Genomic DNA, 23,238 nt, shown 5'->3' with positions numbered 1-23,238 from the left:
CCAATGGGGGATTTTACTGATCTATACACCTTATCCCCGCTGCAAGAAGGGATGTTGTTCCATTCGCTGTACTCTGAGGGTTCAGCTTATATGGTGCAGAACATTGCCATTCTTACAGGCGAGCTCGATATCGTCAACTTTGAAAAAGCCTGGAATAAAGTGGTTCAAAGACATTCCATTTTGCGTACTGGATTCCTTTGGGAAGAGGTAGAGAAGCCGCTTCAGGTCGTCTTCGAAAGTGTTCCTTTTTCCATACAACAGGATGACTGGTCACATCACACCAGTGAAGAGCAAGAAACCATGCTGACATCGTTTTTGCAACAAGAAAAAGAGGAGGGCTTCGACTTGAGCGAAGCCCCACTCATGCGAGTCACTGTCATCAAAAAGGCCAAAGATGTGCACCAGTTCATCTGGACCTTCCACCATTTGCTCTTGGATGGATGGAGCAGCCCGATTCTTTTTCAAGAAGTCCTCGATTTCTATGAAGCGTACTGCCAAGGCAAGGACTTGAGACTTCCACAGCCAAAGCCATTCAAAGATTATATCTCCTGGCTTCGCCGTCAGGACAAGACGGTGTCCGAAAAGTTCTGGCGCGAGTTCCTAGCGTCCGTCGAGAGTCCCACGCCTCTTCCCTTTGAATCTTCTCCCTTAAGAGGTTCAGAGCAGGAAAAAGGGGTACATGAATCGACTCGAGCCTTGACTAATGAAGTCTCGAAAGACCTCTTAAAATTAGCTCGAACTTATAAGGTTACGATCAATACCATCGTGCAAGGGGCATGGGCCATTCTCCTCAGCCGTTTGAGCGGAGAAGAAAGCGTGGTATACGGGGTAACTGGTTCCGGGCGTCCAAGTGATCTGCCAGGTGTAGAGCAGATGATCGGAATGTTTATCAACACGTTGCCGATGAAAACGAACATCGATCCTGAGCAAACGTTGGATCAGTGGTTCAAAGAGTTACAGGACCAGCAATCTAGAGTCCGACAATATGAATACTCTCCATTGGTAGACATCCAGGGCTGGACGGATGTACCCCGTGGACTACCACTGTTTGAAAGTATTTTCGTATTTGAGAACTATCCGCTGGGAGAAGGGGACGAGAAGGAGTTCGGATTTTCCATCTCTCAGGTACAGCACTTCCAAGAAGTCGATAATCCGCTCACGATTGTCGGGATTCCGGGCGAGCAATTTAGCATCAAAATGATATATAGGACAGACCGCTTTGAGCAGGCGGCAATCGAACGGACACTTGACCAAATGGCATCCATTCTTGTAGCAATCGTCGAGAATCCGAAACAACGTCTGTCCTCTATCTCTTTTCTCAGTCAAGAAGAAAGACTGCATCTACTAGTTGGGCTAAACCATACCATGAGCGACTATCCTCGGGATAAAACCGTTCCACAACTGTTTGCCGAAACAGCGGCCCAATACCCAGATCGTATCGCCATTGTTGCGGGGGAAGAACAGTTGACCTACGCCGAGCTGGAGGCAAAAGCCAATCAGCTTGCGAACTACTTGCAAAAGCAAGGAGTAGAAACGGGTACGTTTGTCGGGCTTTGCGTAGAACGCTCATTAGATATGCTCGTTGGTATGCTCGGGATTCTCAAAGCAGGTGGAGCGTATGTGCCACTTGACCCTGCGTATCCGCAAGAGCGCCTTGCTTTCATGGTGGCAGATGCTCAGATTTCCAATTTATTGACACAGGAACATTTGTCTGAAAAGTGGCAAGAACAAGAGCTTACCATGCTCTATCTCGACCATGCTGAGGAAAAATGGACAAAAGAAAGCACACTTGCTCCCCAAGTAGAGATTGCCGCCGACAGTCTTGCCTACGTCATTTACACATCGGGTTCAACCGGTACACCAAAAGGAGTGCTGGTTCCCCATCGCGGGATTGTTCGCCTGATCAAAAACACGAACTACGTGACCATTACGGAAGAGGACGTGTTCTTGCAAGCCTCTACCGTATCGTTTGATGCTGCTACCTTTGAAATTTGGGGTGCGCTGTTAAACGGAGCGAAGCTGGTGTTGATGCCGCCACATCAACCTTCACTCGATGAACTGGGAGAGGCGATTCAGAATCACAAGGTGACGACACTTTGGCTGACGGCTGGTCTGTTTACGGTCATGGTTGACCACAAGGTGGAGTACTTGCGTGGCGTGCGCCAACTACTTGTTGGTGGGGATGTTGTCTCCGCATCACATGTACGCAAGGTACTTTCCCTTGACAGTATCACGGTGATAAACGGATATGGCCCGACGGAAAACACGACGTTTACATGCTGCAATCCCATCACGGTGCTTCCAGAAGGCGTCAGTTCCTTCCCGATCGGCCGACCGATCAGCAATACTACGGTGTACGTATTGGACAAACATCAACAACCTGTCCCTCTGGGTGCAGCAGGCGAATTATATATAGGTGGAGATGGTCTCGCTCTTGGCTATTTGAACAATCCGGAGTTAAGCGCAGAACGTTTTGTGGAGAATCCGTTTGATGCACAAGGAGGTTCTCGCTTATACCGTACCGGTGACTTGGTTCGTTATTTGCCTGATGGCACGATTGAGTTTATCGGTCGCATCGACAATCAGGTAAAAATTCGCGGCTTCCGCATCGAATTAGGTGAGGTGGAAGCAGCACTCGGCTTGCATCCGTCTGTGAACGAAGTTGTCGTCATGGTCCGTGAGATGAAGCCGGGCGAGAAGCATTTAACGGCGTATCTTACCGTTTCAGGAGATAACACGCTCGAAACTTCTGATTTGCGTGAATGGACAACAACGAAGTTACCAGAATTCATGAGGCCATCATTTTATATTTTCCTTGATGCGATGCCTTTGACAGCAAATGGTAAAATCGATCGCAAACAACTGCCGGAACCGGAATGGACAAATCCAGCTTCCGAAAAAGGCTACATGGAACCGCGCAATCAGGTAGAAGAGCTGATTGCCAACATATGGTCGCAGGTGCTTGTAGTCGAAAAAGTGGGGATTCACGATAACTTTTTCGAGCTGGGTGGACATTCACTCTTGGCGACACGAGTCATTTCACGCCTACGAGAGGCGTTTGGAATAGAGCAGACGGTGCGCTCCATTTTTGAACATCCGACCATTGCAGCATGGAGTGAACAGGGAGCAGCACTTCATTCGGGAGAGAGAAAAGCGATAGGTGGATCGATTCAGCCTGTGTCAAGACAGAGTAATCTGCCGTTGTCTTTTGCCCAACAGCGATTGTGGTTCTTTGATCAATTCATGCCAGAAAGTCCGATGTACAACATCCCATCTGCCCTTCGCTTGCAAGGCGAACTCGACGTAGTGGCATGGGAGAAGAGCTTACAGGCGATCATTTTGCGGCACGAAAGCTTGCGTACCACATTCCAGGAAATAGACGGACAATCCATACAAGTGATTCATCCGCATATGGACTGGAAAATGGACATTCTGGACTTATGCGATCTATCAGCTGAAAAGAAAGAACAAAAGATAGAGCAATTGGCTGAAGCCGAGACGGCCCGAGCTTTTTCTCTTGGACAAGGACCCCTGATACGCGCGACGATGATCCAAACAGATGATCACGCATATGTCTTCTTGATCAACATGCACCACATCATCTCTGATGGTTGGTCGATGGGCATATTCTATCGCGAATTGCTTGCCAATTATGAAGCCTTCAGTAAACAAGAAACACTAGAGCTAGCAGAGCTGCCGATTCAATATGCGGATTTTGCCTCATGGCAGCGTGAATGGCTGGAAGGCGAAATCTTAGAACAACAGGTTACTTATTGGAAAGAAAAACTGAGTGGAGCAGAACCACTTCTCGCACTGCCGACAGACCGTTCGCGCCCTGCTGTGCAATCCTATAAAGGAGCCATTTACACCAAGACCTTTTCTGCGGACTTGCTCGGTAAATTGAAAGTACTTAGCCAGGAGTCCAATTCTACCTTGTTTATGACGTTGCTGGCTGCATTCCAAATCCTTTTATACCGCTATAGTGGTCAAGAAGACATCGTTGTGGGAAGTCCCGTAGCTGGACGCAATCGTCAAGAAACTGAGAATTTGATTGGGTTCTTCGTCAATACTTTGGTACTCCGAACCAACGTAACAGGAGACGGAACATTTACAGAATTACTGGCACGCGTTCGCGAAACTGCTTTGGAGGCATATGCACATCAAGATTTACCTTTTGAAAAATTGGTCGATGAGCTACAGCTAGAGCGTAGCCTCAGCTACTCGCAGTTGTTCCAGGTCATGTTTGTCCTGCAAAACTTCCCGCTGGAGGAAGCAGTAACGTCTGGCATTGAGCTCACACCATTGGATTCTGAGCGACATTTGACGACTTCCAAGTTTGACCTCACATTGACAATGAGAGAGCAGTCAGACGGACTTGTGGCTTCCTTTGAGTACAATACAGACTTGTTTGACAGATCGACGATAGAGCGAATGACTGGACATTTGCAAAATCTACTTGAGGCTATCATCGCCCAACCAGAACAGTCGATTGAAAAACTTGATCTTTTGAGGGAGAGCGAACGAAATCAACAGGTGGTAGAGCTTAACAACACAACGAGCGACTATCCTCGGGATAAAACCGTTTCACAACTGTTTGCCGAAACAGCGGCCCAATATCCAGATCGTATCGCTATCGTTGCGGGGGAAGAACAGTTGACCTACGCCGAGTTGGAGGCAAAAGCCAATCAGCTTGCCAACTACTTGCAAAAGCAAGGAGTAGAAACGGGTACTTTTGTCGGACTTTGCGTAGAGCGTTCGTTAGATATGTTTGTTGGTATGCTCGGGATTCTCAAAGCAGGTGGAGCGTATGTGCCACTCGACCCTGCGTATCCGCAAGAGCGCCTTGCTTTCATGCTGGCAGATGCCCAGATTTCCATTTTATTGACTCAGGAGCATTTGTCTGAAAATTGGCAAGAACGAGAGCTTACCATTCTCTCTCTCGACCATGCTGGGGAAAAATGGACAAAAGAAAGCACACTTGCACCCCAAGTAGAGATAACCGCTGACAGCCTCGCCTACGTCATTTACACATCTGGTTCAACCGGTACACCAAAAGGAGTCCTGGTCGTCCATCGCGGGATTGTTCGCCTGATCAAAAACACGAACTACGTGACCATTACGGAAGAGGACGTATTTCTGCAATCCTCTACCATATCGTTTGATGCTGCTACCTTTGAAATTTGGGGGGCGCTGTTAAACGGAGCGAAGCTGGTGTTGATGCCGCCACATCAGCCGTCACTCGATGAACTGGGAGAGACGATTCAGAATCACAAGGTGACGACACTTTGGCTGACGGCTGGTCTGTTTACGGTCATGGTTGACCACAAAGTGGAGTACTTGCGCGGTGTGCGCCAACTACTTGTCGGTGGGGATGTTGTCTCCGCGTCACATGTACGCAAGGTACTTTTGCTTGACGGTATCACGGTGATAAACGGATATGGCCCGACGGAAAACACGACGTTTACTTGCTGCAATCCCGTCACGGAGCTTCCAGAAGGCGTCAACTCCTTCCCAATCGGCCAACCGATCAGCAATACTACGGTGTACGTATTGGACAAACATCAACAACCTGTCCCTCTGGGTGCAGCAGGCGAATTATATATCGGCGGAGATGGTCTCGCTCTTGGCTATTTGAACAATCCGGAGTTAACCGCAGAACGGTTTGTGGAGAATCCGTTTGACCCACAAGGAGGTTCTCGCCTGTACCGTACTGGTGACTTGGTTCGTTATTTGTCTGATGGCACGATTGAGTTTATCGGTCGGATCGACAACCAGGTAAAAATCCGCGGCTTCCGCATTGAGCTAAGCGAAATCGAGACGGTGTTGCAGAGCCACCCGGCTGTAAAAGAAACATTACTCATGGTGAGAGAGGAGACTCCTGGAGATAAGCGCCTAGCCGCCTACCTCGTTTTTGCAGAAGAAAAAGAGGTTAATCACATCGAGATGCGATCCTATCTCAAGGATAAGTTGCCAGAGTACATGATCCCATCCGCCTTCGTGAAGTTGGACAGCTTCCCGCTGACACCAAACGGAAAAGTGGATCGCCGGGCGCTACCAATCCCTGACTATTCCCGAAATGAGGCGGATAGCGGTTATGTAGCACCTGCAACGGAACTGGAAATGAAATTGGCGGAAATCTGGAAAAGTGTACTGGGTGTTGCGAACATCGGCATCTACGACAACTTTTTCGAATTGGGCGGCGACTCCATTCTCAGTATCCAGATTGTCGCAAGGGCCAATCATTCCGGAATTCGTTTCACACCCAAGCAACTTTTTGAAAATCAAACCATTGCAGAATTGCTACGCGTTGTTACTGATTTGAGCCAAACAACAGATACAACATGGAAAAATGAGCAGGGCACTGTTACTGGAATTGTACCGCTCACTCCCATCCAAAAATGGTTCTTTGACTCCAATCAACCGTCGCTGCACCACTGGAATCAGTCGTTACTTCTGACTGTTCAGCAACCAGTAGACCTTGTTGTGCTGGAGCAAACAATCGAAAGCCTACTGGCCCATCATGATGCGTTGCGAATGCGCTTTTCACATCATGACGCTATGTGGACACAAATGATGGAAGGTCTTGAAGAGAACGTTCCATTCCGTAGCGTGAATCTATCTAACCTCACGAAACAGGAACAGGAGTCCAGGCTGGAGGAAATCTCCCAAGAAATACAAGCGAGCCTAAGTATCACAAAAGGTCCCGTCGTACAAGCTGTGTACTTTCACATGGGCGAAGAGCAAGCTGGCCGACTGTTGCTCGTCATTCACCACCTAGTTGTTGATGGTGTATCGTGGCGTATTTTGCTGGAGGACCTGCAACATACCTATGATCAAATAGCAAACGGCCAAGACGTACAAATGCCAGCAAAGACGACTTCGTTCAAGATGTGGGCAGAGCAATTAGTCGAGTATGCCAATTCGGACGCCATCCAGCAAGAAAAAGAGTACTGGCTCAAACAAGATCATGAGGTAAGCCCGATCCCGATTGATCACTTTTATGAGCCGAGTCAGAACACGGAAGCGACAACCAAACAAGTAACATTCTCTTTAAATACAGGAGAAACTCGTGCCCTGTTGCAGGAAACACTTTCTCCTTACCGTTTGAAAATAAACGATGTATTACTCACTGCCTTAACAAAAGCGATGCACCGTTGGACAGGGGAGCAGACGTTATCGTTCCATCTCGAGGGGCATGGACGCGAGGATATTTTGGAAGGAGCAGATTTATCCCGCACCGTTGGCTGGTTCACGAGTATGTATCCTGTACAGCTAACACTTGATCAGACGAAACCGTGGAGTGAATTGCTGAAAGCGGTCAAAGAACAGCTTCGAGCCATTCCGCAAAATGGAATCGGCTATGGTATTCTGCACTACTTAAGTCAGGATGACGAGCTGAAAGAGCAGTTGAAGTCTCGAATGAAGCCAGAGATCAGCTTCAACTACCTCGGCCAGTTTGATCAGGTAGTTTCGTCAAACGCTACGTTTGGCATGGCTGCTGAATCGAGAGGCTCGAATCTTGCACCTGATTCCATTCGCGCGCATTTAATCGATGTCAACAGCGTCATTTCCGGAGAACAACTGCATATCACTTGGTTTTACAACGAAAACATCCACGAGAAAAATACGGTGGAAGCAGTTGCTCGTGATTATATGGACGCCTTGCGTGAGATTATGGCACATTGCCGCTCCGAAGAAGCGGGGGGCTATACTCCTTCTGACTTCCCGTTATCTCGTCTGGATCAGCGTACACTCGACACCTATGTGGGTAGAGATCACGCCATCGAGAACATATATCCACTGACGCCGTTGCAGGAAGGAATGCTTTTCCATTCAATGTACGAACAAGAGGGCGGAGACTATGTAGTTCAATTCTCCATGACGCTCCATCATTTGCAAGTCGATGCACTCCAACAAGCATGGCAAAAAGTCATCGATCGTCATTCTATTCTGCGTACCTCCTTTATCTGGAATGGAGTAGTCAATCCACATCAAATTGTCCGCAAGCACGTACGGGTGACAGTTGATGAAAGAGATCTGCGACATGTACCGACTGATAGGCAGAAAGCAACGTTAGATGCATTTTTGGAAGAGGATCGTAGGCGGAACTTCTCGATGACAGAACCACCTCTCATGCGTTTGACTTTGTTCAGGATGAGCAACGAAGCGTATCGCTTTATCTGGAGCTTCCACCACGTATTACTGGACGGTTGGAGCTTGCCGCTCGTCCTGAAAGACTGGTTTGCCGCTTATCTAGCGCTAGCAGATGGCAGAGACATTCAGCTTGGGGCTGTACAGCCTTTTTCCCAGTATGTTGCGTGGATCCAGCGTCAAGACTTGCAAGCTGCGGAACGCTTCTGGCGCAACCATTTGAAAGGGATATACGGGCCGACACAAATCAATCTCGGACAAGCTCTCCAATCCATTGGTGAACCAAAAACATACGACGAGCGCCTTATCCGATTCTCGCCCGAGTTTACCGAACATCTGCAATCATTTGCCCGTCAGCATCAGGTAACGCTGAACACCTTCATACAAAGTGCGTGGGGCATGATCCTCGGAGCGTACAGTGGTGAAGCAGATGTCGTATTCGGAGCAACTGGTTCAGGACGTCCAGCCGATTTGCACGGTGTAGAAAATATGGTTGGTCTGTTCATCAATACGCTTCCAGTTCGAATCACACTCGATCCAAGCAAAACCGTTCGGGAATGGTTGCGTGAATTGCAAGAAATGCAATTGGAGATTCGCCAATATGAGTACACGCCGCTGGTTGACATCCAGAGTTGGAGCGAATTCGAGCGTAACACCTCTCTGTTCGAAAGTATTTTTATCTTTGAGAACTACCCGATTGACGAGTCTGTAAAAGAAGTGGACAACCGTATTCAGATTTCTGATATTGACTCTGCGGAGCAAACAAACTATCCACTTACCGTAGTATGTGGGCCTGGCAAAGAATTTGTCCTCAAAATCGTTTTTGATCAAAGCCGATTCGATCATGTACGTATCGAACGTGTCCTAGAGCAAATGAATCTCCTACTCCAATCGATGACAGCAAATCCTGATCAACTTCTGGCTGATGTGCGCATGATTAGCGGGATCGAACAAGAGCAGGTTTTGGTCGAGTGGAACGAAACGAAGGTGGATTATCCAACCGGGCTTTGCATTCATCAAGCCTTTGAGCACCAAGTAAAAAAGACGCCAGATGCGATCGGACTCATGTACAAAGAGATGGAAATGACGTATGCCGAACTGAACCAGCGAGCGAACCAATTGGCGCATAATCTCCTTGCCCAAGGCGTGCAACCAGATACACTCGTCGGTATTTGCATCGAGCGCTCTCCTGAGATGATCATCGGGATTCTCGGTGTCATGAAAGCAGGTGCCGCCTATGTTCCTATCGACCCGGCACATCCGCTAGAGCGTATTGCTTACATGATCGAGGATTCGCAGGCAAACATCGTGTTGACCCAGCAATCTCTGGCAAACCATTTGCTTACAACGAAGGCTCAAGTAATTTGCCTTGATAGTAATGTTCTGGAGAATAAACCTGTAGACGATGCAGTAACTGGGATGACAGAACAAAATCTTGCTTATGTCATTTACACATCTGGTTCCACTGGCTTGCCCAAAGGCGTAATGGTCGAACACCATAGTGCGATGAATATGGCCTATTACCTGATCGACTTGTTCCAAGTCCAGCCGTCTAGCCGTGTCTTGCAGTTATGTTCGTTCAGCTTCGACGTATCTGTAGCTGAGATCGTCATGGCATTGATTTCGGGTGCGACCTTAGTCATCGAGGATCGGGAAATGCTCTTGCCAGGCCCTGAACTCATCTCTGTCATGCAAGAAAAACAAATCACAACAGTGATGACGGTGCCCGCTGTACTTGCGGCATTACCTGACGCCGACCTACCTGATCTGAAAACATTAGTGATCGGTGGCGAAGCGCCAAGCTATGAGCTCATCACTCGCTATGCAAATCATCGTCAATTTTTCAATTGCTACGGACCAACGGAGGCAACCGTCGGCACCACGTTCATGCTGATGGATACGAATCTGACGAACACGCCAATTGGCCGCCCCATCGCCAATGCGACCATCTACGTACTAGATGCCAATCTGAAGCCTGTCCCTATAGGCGTACCAGGTGAGCTGTACATTGGTGGAAAAGGCTTGGCACGCGGTTACTGGAATCGTCCAGAGCTTACAGCGGAACGCTTTATCGCTCATCCGTTTGGAACGGAAGGCGAACGTCTTTATCGCACAGGCGATCAGGTGCGCTATCTGCAAGACGGTAACCTCGAATTCCTCGGACGTATCGATAATCAGGTGAAAATTCGCGGCTTCCGCATCGAATTAGGCGAAATCGAAAACGCAATGAGAAAGCACGATGCGATTCGGGAAGCGATCATTACCGTACGAGAAAATCGTTTGGCTGCTTATCTGATTGCAATGGGTGAAGAGAAGCCAGCTACAGAGGAGCTCGCTCTCTATCTGAAAGAGACATTGCCAGATTACATGATACCAGCAGGCATAGTCTGGATGGAGGCTATTCCGCTTACGGTCAACGGGAAAGTAGACCACCGGGCACTGCCTACACCGGATTGGGGACTTTTAACCATACAACAAGAGTATGTCGCACCTCGCACACCAACAGAAGAAATAGTGGCTAACATTTGGACACAGGTGCTTTCCGTTGAGCAAGTCGGGATTCACGACGATTTCTTTGAACGAGGGGGACATTCCCTCCTAGCTACCCAAGCGATTTCCCGTATGCGTCAAGCTTTTGGCGTAGACATGCCGCTTCGTACGCTGTTTGATTATCCGACAACGGCTGCGATTAGCGAAAAAATTTCGGCATTGTTACAAGGGGAAGCGGGTCTCATTGACATTCCGCTCGTGCCTGTGTCGCGTGATGAACGCTTGCCGCTCTCGTTTGCGCAACAACGCTTGTGGTTTTTAGACAAGCTGTTGCCAGACAGTTCCGTATACAACATCCCATCTGCTGTTCGTCTGAATGGTGAGCTAGACGTCGAGGCGTGGGAACGCAGTCTCAAGATGATCATCCAACGTCATGAGAGCTTGCGAACAACTTTTTCCGATATCAATGGAGAAGCAGTTCAAGTCATTCACCCGAAGATCGAGTGGAACCTGGGACGAATCGACCTACGAGACTTGAATGAAGAAGAGCGAGAACTGGAAGCATTGCGTCTCGCCATAGAAGATGCAGAACAATCGTTTCATCTGAACCAAGGCCCGTTATTGCGCGCAAAACTGATTGGTATGGATGAACAAGCGTATGTATTTTTGTTCAATTTACACCACATCATTGCGGATGGCTGGTCCATGAGTGTATTCATGGGTGAGTTAGTCTCTATCTACGAAGCGTTATCTGCTGGAGAAACACCACAGCTTACCGAAATGCCGCTGCAATATGCAGACTATGCCACATGGCAGCGAAATTGGTTACAAGGTGGGGTATTGGAGCAACAATTGGCGTACTGGAAAAATCAATTAGGCGATGCAGAACCACTTCTGAGATTGCCGACAGATCGTCCACGCCCTGCGGTACAGAGCCATAATGGGGCGATGCATACGATTCGGCTTCCAGAAAAACTGCTTGCCGATCTAAAAGCGCTCAGTCGTGAAGAGGGATCAACCTTATTCATGACCTTGCTAGCTGGCTTTCAGACCCTGCTCTATCGCTACAGTGGTCAAAAAGACATCCTCGTCGGAAGTCCGGTTGCAGGACGTAATCGACAGGAAATGGAGTCACTTATTGGTTTCTTCATTAACACCTTGGTAATGCGTACGGATATGTCTGGGGAACCAACTTTCCGAGACTTGCTTGCAAAAGTACGCGAGACCGCACTGGAAGCTTATGCGCATCAAGACCTGCCGTTTGAAAAACTGGTAGATGAACTGGAGCTGGAACGAAGCCTAAGCTACTCACCGTTGTTCCAAGTGATGTTCGTACTGCAAAACATCCCGATGGAAGTACAAGAATTGTCACAGATTCGCATCGAGCCCTTCCACAGAGGTCAGGAGGGCGTAAGCGCTAAGTTTGACATCACCTTGACCACCGTAGAAGCACCTGATGGACTTATCGCAACATTCGAGTACAACACCGATCTTTTTGATCCAGCAACGATCGAGCGCATGGGGAACCATTTTGCCAACCTGCTGGAGGCAATTTCAGTAAATCCGATACAACCGATCACAGCCATACCTCTCTTGAGCGATAGGGAAAAGGAGCAACTTCTCCTTCAATGGAATGATACGAATGTACCTTTTGAACGTGAAACATGCGTGCATGAAAGGGTTGCACGGATTGCACAAGAGTTGCCAAATCAATTAGCAGTTGTTTCCGAAGAAGGGCAGATCACCTATGCAGAACTGAATGCCAAAGCGAATCAGGTAGCGAACTACCTGCAAAAACAGGGAGTATCCTCCGAAACACTTGTCGGTATCTGCGTAGAACGTTCCATTGATATGCTCATCGGTCAATTGGGAATACTCAAAGCTGGCGGTGCTTATGTCCCAATGGACACGGCGTATCCACAAGAGCGTCTGGCTTTCATGATGAAAGATGCTAATATGCCAGTTGTCTTAACCCAAGAACGACTGTTAGGGCGATTGCCGGAAGGAACTGCATCATTCATCTGTTTGGATCGTGATTGGCCTATCATTTCGGAAGAGAGCAGTCAGGCACCGAACATGGCAATGACAACGGAGAATCTAGCGTATGTCATCTATACGTCTGGCTCTACTGGAACGCCAAAAGGGGTAGAGATCGAACATGCCGCCTTGTTAAATCTCATTTCCTGGCACCAGCGGTCGTACAGCGTAAATTCAAATGATCGAGCTTCCCAAATCGCAGGAACCGCCTTTGATGCATCTGTTTGGGAAATCTGGCCGTACCTAACAAAGGGAGCAACACTTTATCTCCCATCTGAAGAAATTCGTCTTGTACCTGAGGAACTCAGAGATTGGCTTGTTGTATCGGGTATCACGATCACCTTTTTGCCAACGCCATTGGCGGAAAGATTGCTTACCTTGGAATGGCCTATCAATACGAAGCTCCGCTACATGCTCACAGGGGGCGACAAGCTACATGATTACCCACCAGCCACAATGCCGTTTACTCTTGTGAACCAATACGGTCCAACTGAAAACGCGGTTGTCGCCACAGCAGGTATCGTTCCGACAGAAGCTACTCATGTATTCGCACCATCAATCGGTTGTCCAATAGACAATGTTCAGGTATACGTCCTTGATGAAAAGCGAAAACCAGTGCCGATTGGTGTAGCCGGAGAGCTCTATATCGCAGGAGACAGCTTGGCGCGGGGCTATCTGAACCGCCCTGATCTAACCAAAGAGAGGTTCGTAGCCAATCCATACTCACAAAAACCGGGAGCGCGCATGTACCGAACTGGAGACCTGGTTCGTTATCTGCCAGATGGAAACATAGATTTCATTGGTCGTGCAGACGATCAGGTGAGCATTCGAGGATTCAGGGTCGAACTGGGTGAAATTGAAACGGCTCTGTACACGCATCCAGCGGTAAATGAAACCATCGTACTCGTACGTGAGGATATTCCGGGCGTAAAACGACTCGCTGCCTACGTCGTACTTGGAGAACAACAAGAGATTCAAGCAAGTGACTTCCGTAGCTATCTAAAGGAAAAGCTGCCTGAGTATATGGTGCCAGCTGCATTTGTGATCATGGGTAACCTGCCGCTGACCCCAAACGGTAAGATAGATCGACAAGCATTGCCTGTTCCTGATTTATTACACAGAGAAACAGAAGCCGGTTTTGCAGCTCCGACAACTGCTATTGAGGCTACGCTTGCAGACATATGGAAAAAAGTGCTAGCCATTGACAAGATTGGTATTTATGACAACTTTTTCGAACTGGGTGGAGACTCCATCTTGAGTATCCAAATTGTTTCTCGAGCCAATCAGGCTGGAATTCGCTTGACACCGAAACAGCTCTTGAAAAATCAAACCATCGCGGAGCTGGCAAGTGTCGTAGCAGCGACTGGCGGCATACAAACAGGAAAAATCCAAGCAGAACAAGGCGTTTTGACGGGAGAGGTGCCGCTCACGCCAATTCAATCGTGGTTCTTCACGACTGAACAACCGTCGATCCATCATTGGAACCAATCCTTGCTTTTGACGGTTCAACAACCCGTTGACCTGACTGTTCTAGAGCGTGTCATCGAGAGTTTGCTCACACATCATGACGCATTACGTATGCGTTATAACCAAACGGAGCAAGGCTGGACCCAACATATGGAGGGACGTCCTGAGACCATTCCATTCCGTAGTGTGGACCTGTCCGCTGTTCTAGAAGCAGAACACGCCGATCGTCTGGAACAAATCGCAAGCGAGGTGCAATCAAGTCTACATGTGAGTGAGGGACCCGTTTTCCAAGCTGTCTACTTCCATCTTGGAGCGGACCAACCTGGTCGTCTGCTGATTGTTGCCCACCATCTGGTGATAGACGGTGTGTCCTGGCGCATTTTGCTAGAGGATCTGCAAACTGCTTACGAGCAACTTGTAAACGATCAAGAGGTGCAATTCCCAGCGAAGACGACTTCATTCAAGTCATGGGCAGAACAATTGCAATCCTATGCGAATTCCGAAGCGTTCGAGCCAGAAAAAGCGTTCTGGTTGGGCCTGAGCAATGAAGTGAGTCCACTTCCAATTGACCGTGCCTTCGAGCCAAGTCAAAACACAGATGCAACCTCCAAACAAGTCAGTCTTGCGCTTACCATTGAAGAAACTCGCGCGTTGTTGCAAGATACGCTTTCGCCTTACCGCCTGCAAATCAATGATGTGTTGCTTTCCGCTTTAACTAAAGCAATGAATCGTTGGACAGGTGAAAAGATCGTTTCCGTTCATCTGGAAGGGCACGGACGCGAGGAAATTATCGAAGGAGCAGACTTATCTCGCACGGTTGGCTGGTTTACGAGCATGTACCCGGTACAGCTTTCGATTGAACCTTCGAAGCCGTGGGGTGACGCTTTAAAAGCAGTCAAGGAACAGCTTCGTCACATTCCAAAGAAAGGTGTCGGATACGGCATTTTCCGATACCTCAGTCAGGATGAGGAGTTGAAAAAATTCCTAGGTGAAAAGCCGAAACCAGAAATCAGCTTCAACTACCTCGGACAGTTTGATCAGATCGTTCAAGCCGAATCGAGATTTGGCATGGCGCAAGAATCAAGAGGCTCCAATCTAGGGAAAGACACCATACGTCAACACCTGATTGATGTAAATAGTGTCATAACCGGAGAACAACTCCATGTCACATGGATATATAGCGAAAACATTCACGAGGAAAGCACGATTCAAGAGCTTGCTTGCAACTATCTGGAAGCTTTGCGCGAGATCATTGCGCACTGCCAGTCCGAAGAAGCAGGCGGCTATACGCCATCTGACTTCCCTCTAGCGCGAATGGATCAACGTACTATCGATAAGCATCTGGGACAGGATCGCCTGATCGAAAACGTCTATCCACTCAGTCCATTGCAAGGTGGCATGCTGTTCCACTCCCTGTACGAGCAAGAGGGGGGAGACTATATTGTTCACTTTGCCATGACGATGGAGGGCTTGCACGTCGATGCGTTTGAGCAGGCGTGGCAAAAGGTAGTGGATCGTCATCCGATTCTACGTACCTACTTTGTTTGGGAAGGTTTAGAGGCTCATCAGATTGTACGCAAACAAGTAAAAGCATCTGTAGAAAAGATCGACCTTCGTCATTTGACGACGGAGCAGCAAAAAACGGAGCTGGCTCACTATCTAGAAGCTGACCGTAGACGGAATTTCGAGATTGCTTCACCACCACTCATGCGTTGGACACTGTTCCACTTACGTGATGGAATTTACCGCTTCACTTGGAGTTTTCATCATGTATTGCTTGATGGTTGGAGTGTCCCCATTGTACTAAAAGACTGGTTTAGTGCTTATGTGTCCATAGCAGAAGATAGAGAGGTTTCGTACAACTTCGTCCAACCATTCTCTGCGTACATCGATTGGGTACAGCGCCAAGACTTGGAAGCTGCCGAACATTTTTGGCGTGAACAGCTTAAAGACTTCCACGAGTCTACACCATTAGCGATGAGTAACCACTCAGGCGGCAGGGAAAATCTGCCGAAAGTGTACGAAGAGAAAGAAATTCGTTTATCGGCAGAAATGACTTCGCGTTTGCAAGCCTTTGTCCGTACACATCAGTTGACATTAAATACGCTTGTCCAAGGGGCATGGGCTCTCATCCTGAGCCGATACGGCGCAACGGATGATGTCGTCTTCGGTGCAACAGTTTCCGGTCGTCCGGCTGATCTGCCTACCGTAGAGGGAATGGTAGGTCTCTTCATCAACACCCTGCCAATTCGTGTTTTGATCGATGCGAACAAATCGGTGCGGGAATGGCTACGCGAGATTCAAGAACATCAAGTCGAACTTCGCCAGTTTGAGTACACACCGTTGGTTGACATCCAAGGCTGGAGTGAACTAGCGCGTAATGTTGCCCTGTTCGAGAGCATCTTCATTTTTGAGAACTACCCGATTGGTGAATCGGTAAAAGATGAACATAATCAGCTGCAGTTATCTGACGTGGAGACGATGGAACAAACGAATTATCCAATCACCGTCGTTTGCGGTCCGGGTAAAGAGTTCATCCTTAAGATCAAATACGACCAAAGCCGATTCGCGTCTGAAAATATCGAACGTGTCCTGCACCAGATGTCATACTTGCTCGAATCCATGATGGCAAAACCTGAACAGTGCCTCGCAGAGGTGTCGATGATCAGTGAAAGCGAGCTCCAGCAGGTAGTAGTCGAATGGAATGACACAAGCGTGGATTATCCGACCCAGCTTTGCATACATCAGGCATTTGAGAAACAAGTGGAAAAGACACCTGATGCTATTGCACTCGTCTACAAAAAGATGGAGTTGACCTATGCCGAGCTAAACAACCGTGCAAATCAGTTGGCACACAGGCTGATTGCACGCGGTGTACAACCGGATAAGCTAGTTGGCATTTGCGTCGAGCGTTCTTTTGAGATGATCATCGCTTTCCTCGGTGTGATGAAAGCAGGCGCTGCATATGTGCCTATTGATCCAGCGCATCCGCAAGATCGCATTGCCTACATGATCGAAGATTCGCAAGCGAACATTTTGTTGACGCAAGTATCGCTGAAAGACATGTTACCAGTTCATTCTAAACAGGTCATTTGCCTTGATAGCGATGAACTGGCAGATGAGCCTACCACAAACGTGGATAGCGGCGTCAATGAGCATCATCTCGCCTACGTCATCTATACGTCTGGATCAACCGGATTGCCTAAAGGAGTAATGGTCGAGCACCACTCTGTTATCAACTTGACACATGCCCTAATCCATACGTTCCAAATCGATCCGACGAGCCGGGTTTTGCAATTCACATCATTTAGCTTTGATGTTTCTGTCTCCGAGATCGCTATGGCCCTACTCGCTGGTGCCACGCTCGTCATTGAGGATCGCGAATCACTTTTACCTGGTCCGGAGTTGATCCAAGTCCTGCAGGAACAACGCATTACGACTGTGACAATGGCTTTCTCTGTAGCATCGGCCTTGCCACAAGCAGATTTGCCAGACCTGAAGACTCTGATTGTCGGTGGGGAAGCGTTAAGTCGTGAGCTTGTTGCCCGTCACGCCACGGATCGCCAGTTCTTTAACTGCTACGGGCCAACAGAAACAACCGTCACGGCTACTCTCGTACGTTGTGAGAATAACGGCCAAAATCCATCAATCGGCCGACCTATCGCCAATGTGGAAGTGTATGTACTGGATGCATACCAGCAACCTGTGGCAATAGGTGTACCAGGCGAACTGTACATCGGTGGAAAAGGAATAGCCAGAGGGTACTGGAATCGTCCTGAGCTTACGAAAGAACGCTTTATTAATCATCTGTTCGGCAAGGAAGGAGAACACCTCTACCGGACTGGGGACCTGGTTCGCTATAAGGAAGACGGGGAGCTCGAATTCCTCGGACGAATCGACGACCAAGTCAAAATTCGTGGTTATCGAATCGAGCTGGGCGAAATCGAGAATAGACTCAGACAGCATCCAGGCGTTCAAAATGTCGTCGTTATTGTGCGTGAGGATCGAGAAGGAGACAAGCGTTTGGCGGCTTATCTCGTTGCAACAAACGAACAACAAGCGGGTGATGCTGAGCTTATCCACTACCTGAAAGAGACCCTACCGGAGTACATGGTTCCTACAGGTTACGTATGGATGGCAGAGATTCCACTCACGGTCAATGGGAAAGCAAATCGCCGCGCCCTTCCAGCACCGGATTGGGGACAAGGGGAGACAGAGGAGGAATATGTGGCACCGCGTACACCGACAGAGGAAATCGTTGCCCATATTTGGTCGCAGGTTCTTTCCGTTGAGGGTATTGGAATCCACGATGACTTCTTTCAACTGGGTGGACATTCGCTCTTAGCTACCCAAACTGTTTCCCGCCTGAAAGAAACATTTGGTGTGGAAGTACCACTCCGTGCCTTGTTCGAAAATCCTAGCGTGGCACAAATGAGCGAAAAGTTAACCGGACTACTGGAAGCCAAATCAAAGGTTGCCAGCATTCCACTCGCACCCGTTTCTCGCGACCAGCATCTACCGCTCTCATTTGCACAACAACGCTTGTGGTTCCTGGATCGCTTAATGCCGAACAGCGCATTGTACAACATCCCGTCTGCCATGCGGATGCAAGGACAACTCAACATACATGCATGGGAACGCAGTTTGCAGATGATCATCGAACGACACGAGAGCTTGCGAACAACCTTCACTGACATCAACGGGGAAGCGATACAAGTCATTCACCCAGAAATCGCGTGGAACATGGGCAAGATTGATTTGCGTGATCTGCCAGAAGAAGAGCGTGACACCCAGGTACATCGCCTAGAGAGAGAAGAGGCAACCAAGCCATTTGACCTGAGTACAGGACCGTTACTGCGGGCCACGATCATCCAGATTGGCGAAGAGAATTTCGTCTTCCTGCTAAATATGCACCATATCGTATCTGACGGCTGGTCGATGAACATTTTCATACGAGAGCTGGTTGCGATTTATGAAGCGCTCTGCAAGGAAGAGACGCCGCAACTCACCGATATGCCACTACAGTATGCAGACTTTGCAGCTTGGCAGCGTGAATGGCTACAAGGAGAGGCGCTGGAGCAACAACTCGCATACTGGAAAGCCAAACTGAGTGGCAGTGAGCCACTATTGGCCTTACCGACAGACCGTCCGCGTCCACCTGTACAGACATATCATGGAGCCTTATACACGACGAGTTTCCCAACTGAGCTTGTGGAAAAATTACACACGCTCAGCCGACAAGAAGGCGCCACGCTCTTTATGACCTTGCTCGCGGCATTCCAAATCCTGCTTCATCGCTACAGCGGTCAAGACGACATTATCGTCGGAAGTCCGGTTGCTGGACGCAATAGACAAGAAACAGAGTCATTAATTGGCTTCTTCATCAACACGCTGGCGATGAGAACCGATATGTCTGGCGCTCCAACCTTCCGTGAACTATTGGCAAGAGTGCGCGAGTCTGCACTGGAAGCATATACCCATCAAGACCTGCCCTTTGAAAAGTTAATAGATGAACTGGAGTTGGAACGTAGCCTAAGCTATTCGCCGCTCTATCAAGTCATGTTCGCTCTGCAAAACTTCACAATGCAGACGCATGAACTGGAGGGCATTCAGATTGCTCCGTTTGAAAGCCAAAGCCAAGAAGTGATGTCCAAATACGACATCAGCTTGACTATGGCAGAAACGCCAAACGGCCTGATCGCTACGTTTGATTACAATACAGATTTGTTCGATCAAACAACGATGGAGCGAATGGTAAATCATTTCCATCATGTACTGGAGGGAATCGCCGCCCAACCTGATCGATCGATCATGGCTCTACCATTGCTTCGTCCGGATGAACGTGAACAGCTTATAACTGCGTGGAACAACACAGCTGCAAATTACACATATGAAAAGACAGTACACGAGCTAGTCGCCGAAATGACAAGGAAAATGCCGAATCAACTGGCAGTCGCCTCTAAGGAAGGCTCGCTCACCTACGCAGAGCTGGATTCGAAAGCGAATCAACTGGCGAACTACTTGCAACAACAGGGGGTTACGTCAGAGACTCTCATTGGTATTTGCGTCGAACGGTCCGTCGAGATGCTTATCGGCCAACTAGGGATTCTCAAAGCAGGCGGCGCATTTGTTCCGATGGATCCATCTTATCCAAAGGAGCGCCTTGCCTTCATGATGGATGACACGAACATGCCCATCGTATTGACCCAAGAGCGCTTGCTTGAAGCATTGCCAACAGGTGAAGCAACGTTTATTTGTCTCGATATCGATTGGGATTTGATTGCCAGTGAGAGCACGGAATCACCCGAAATCACGACGACAACGAACAATCTCGCTTATGTCATTTACACCTCCGGTTCTACCGGAACACCAAAAGGAGTGGAAATCGAGCAACGCGCTCTATTGAATCTCATCTATTGGCACCAGCACGCTTACAACGTCACACCAGAAGATAAAGCATCACAAATCGCCGGAACAGCCTTCGATGCTGCTGTCTGGGAAATCTGGCCGTATCTGACGGCTGGAGCTTCGTTGTATCTGCCACAAGAAGAGATTCGTCTCTTACCAGAAAAACTGCGTGATTGGCTCGTCGACTCAGGAATCACCATCAGCTTCCTGCCAACGCCATTAGCAGAGAGCTTGATGTCTGTTGAATGGCCGACCGATTCAGATTTGCGCTACATGCTGACAGGCGGTGACAAACTGCATCACTATCCATCGGCTCATCTGCCATTTACATTGGTAAATCAGTATGGGCCAACGGAAAATGCGGTCGTAGCTACAGCAGGCATCGTTCCTGTACAAGCTGGTCAGATAGCTGCACCAACAATCGGACGACCAATCGCCAATGTGCAAGTATACGTTCTTGATGCAAAGCTGCAACCGGTGCCGATCGGTGTTGCAGGCGAACTGTACATCGCAGGAAACAGCATGGGTCGCGGGTATTTAAAACGTCCTGATCTAACACAAGAACGCTTCGTCGAAAATCCGTTCGCTCACATTCGAGGGGCAAAAATGTACCGCACAGGAGACCTTGTCCGCTATCTGCCGGACGGCAACATCGAGTTTATCGGTCGTGCCGACGATCAGGTGAGTATCCGTGGTTTCCGTGTCGAGCTGGGCGAGATTGAAACCGCCCTGTACACTCACCCTTCTGTCAAAGAAACGATAGTTCTTGCCCGTGAAGATGTGCCAGGTGTGAAACGACTGGCCGCGTACGTCGTGCTAGAAGTAGGGGGAGAGGATCTAGCTGGCAACTTCGACAGCTACCTCAAAGAAGTACTGCCGGAGTACATGGTACCAGCCGCATTCGTAATCATGGATGCTCTGCCACTCACTCCAAATGGCAAAGTAGACCGTCGTGCATTACCTATACCGGAATACAGAGTGAGTAATGGAGAGTTCGTTGCACCAGACACGTTTGTCGAGAGAGTATTGGCCGAAATATGGAAAAAGGTTCTAGGAGTAGAGCAAGTCGGCATTCACGATAACTTCTTCGAACTCGGTGGTGATTCGATTCTAAGCATTCAGATTGTGGCCCGCGCAGCCCAATCTGGAATCCGCTTGTCACCAAAGCTCTTGTTCGAAAATCAGTCGATTGCCGAGTTGACACATGCGATCGGGGAGTCGGTTAACATTTTCGCCGAGCAAAGCATTGTCACAGGGGAAGTACCACTCCTGCCGATTCAGCGCTGGTTCTTCGAGCAAAAATTGGCAGATCGCAACCACTGGAACCAATCTGTACTTTTCACTGTCAAACCGATCGATCCAGAAATTTTGAGACAAGCTTTCTATCACCTGCTCGGACATCATGATGCCCTCCGCCTCCGCTTCTACCATCAAGATGGAAAATGGAAGCAAATCAACGATGAGTGGACTGATATCATTCCATTTACCGTAGAGGAATTGGGTCATTTGCCGTATGAAAAGCAAGTGAAGCGAATTGAGGAAATCTCGGAGGAAGCACAGGCAAGCTTGCATCTCTCGGAGGGTCCGTTGCTCCGTGCCGTTTACTTCGATTTGGGCAGTGAACTGGAAGGACGCTTGCTAATCGTCATACACCACTTGGCAGTCGATGGTGTGTCTTGGCGCATCATCACGGAAGACTTGAGTAAGGCCAGCACCCAACTGCTGTATGGCAAGCAGGTGCAACTGCCGCCAAAGACCAGCTCCTACAAGTATTGGGCTGAAAAATTGAAGGAGTACGCTCAATCGGACAGCCTGCAAGAGGAAGCCGATTATTGGCTAAGCAGCCTCGATACAGAAGTAAACGCGCTGCCAAAAGATTATGAGAACGGGAAGAACCGAGAGCTTACCGCTAAGATGGTTTCTGTTGCACTTACGCAGGAAGAAACCAAAGTGCTCTTACAGGAATTGCCTTCGATCTACCAAACTCAGATCAATGACGTCTTGCTCACCGCATTGGCAGAAGCGATCTTCGTCTGGACTGGAAATCAAACCTCCCTCGTCCATTTAGAAGGACACGGACGTGAAGAGCTCTTCGACGATGTCGATCTGTCCCGTACCTTGGGCTGGTTCACGAGCATGTATACCATCCTCTTGGATACGAGGGGAACTACCTCTCTCAAAGAAGCGCTAGAAACGACCAAAGAACAACTGCGTAGCATTCCGAACAAGGGGATCGGCTATGGAATTCTCCGCTACCTGAACGAAAAAATGACTGAAAAGTTCAAGTCTTTGCCAAAAGCAGAGATTAGCTTCAATTACCTCGGTCAGCTTGATCAGGCAGTCGATGACACAGAATCCTTGTTTGGCTTTGCAAACGAAGCAAGAGGCGACAACTTTAATCGTAACTCAGAACGTCAGCACCTACTGGATTTCGGTAGCTCCGTCGTTGGGGGACAATTGATTGTCACGATCGCCTTCAGTGAAGAGATTTATCTCAAAGAAACGGTCAAAGATTTGGCGGATTACTACGTAAACGCGCTACGTCAATTGATCGAGCTAGGTCAGACGGAGAAGACCGCAACACCAACTACAAGTGATCTGTCCGAATTCGGTTGGGATGATGAAGAGATTGCCGACTTACTTGATCTCATCCAAGACAAGTAATGAATACGAAATGCATAGAGG

At 48.6% G+C, this 23,238-nt stretch carries 1 protein-coding gene; it reads left to right on the top strand.

Annotation, left to right across the window (positions count from 1 at the left end):
- Nucleotides 1-3 precede the first annotated feature (3 nt).
- Nucleotides 4-23,217 (top strand): linear gramicidin non-ribosomal peptide synthetase LgrC, encoded by a 23,214-nt coding sequence (gene lgrC, locus ACQ5DJ_RS05895; protein WP_429841614.1) that lies wholly within the window; start codon nucleotides 4-6, stop codon nucleotides 23,215-23,217.
- Nucleotides 23,218-23,238: the final 21 nt, after the last annotated feature.

It is taken from the genome of Brevibacillus sp. FIR094 (assembly GCF_050477165.1).
In the GTDB taxonomy this organism is placed as follows: Bacteria; Bacillota; Bacilli; order Brevibacillales; family Brevibacillaceae; genus Brevibacillus.
This window is presented reverse-complemented; position numbering and strand designations above follow the sequence as displayed.

Coding starts and splice junctions, on each gene's coding strand:
- lgrC (WP_429841614.1), top strand. CDS start 4: ATGGGGGATTTTACTGATCTATACACCTTATCCCCGCTGCAAGAAGGG.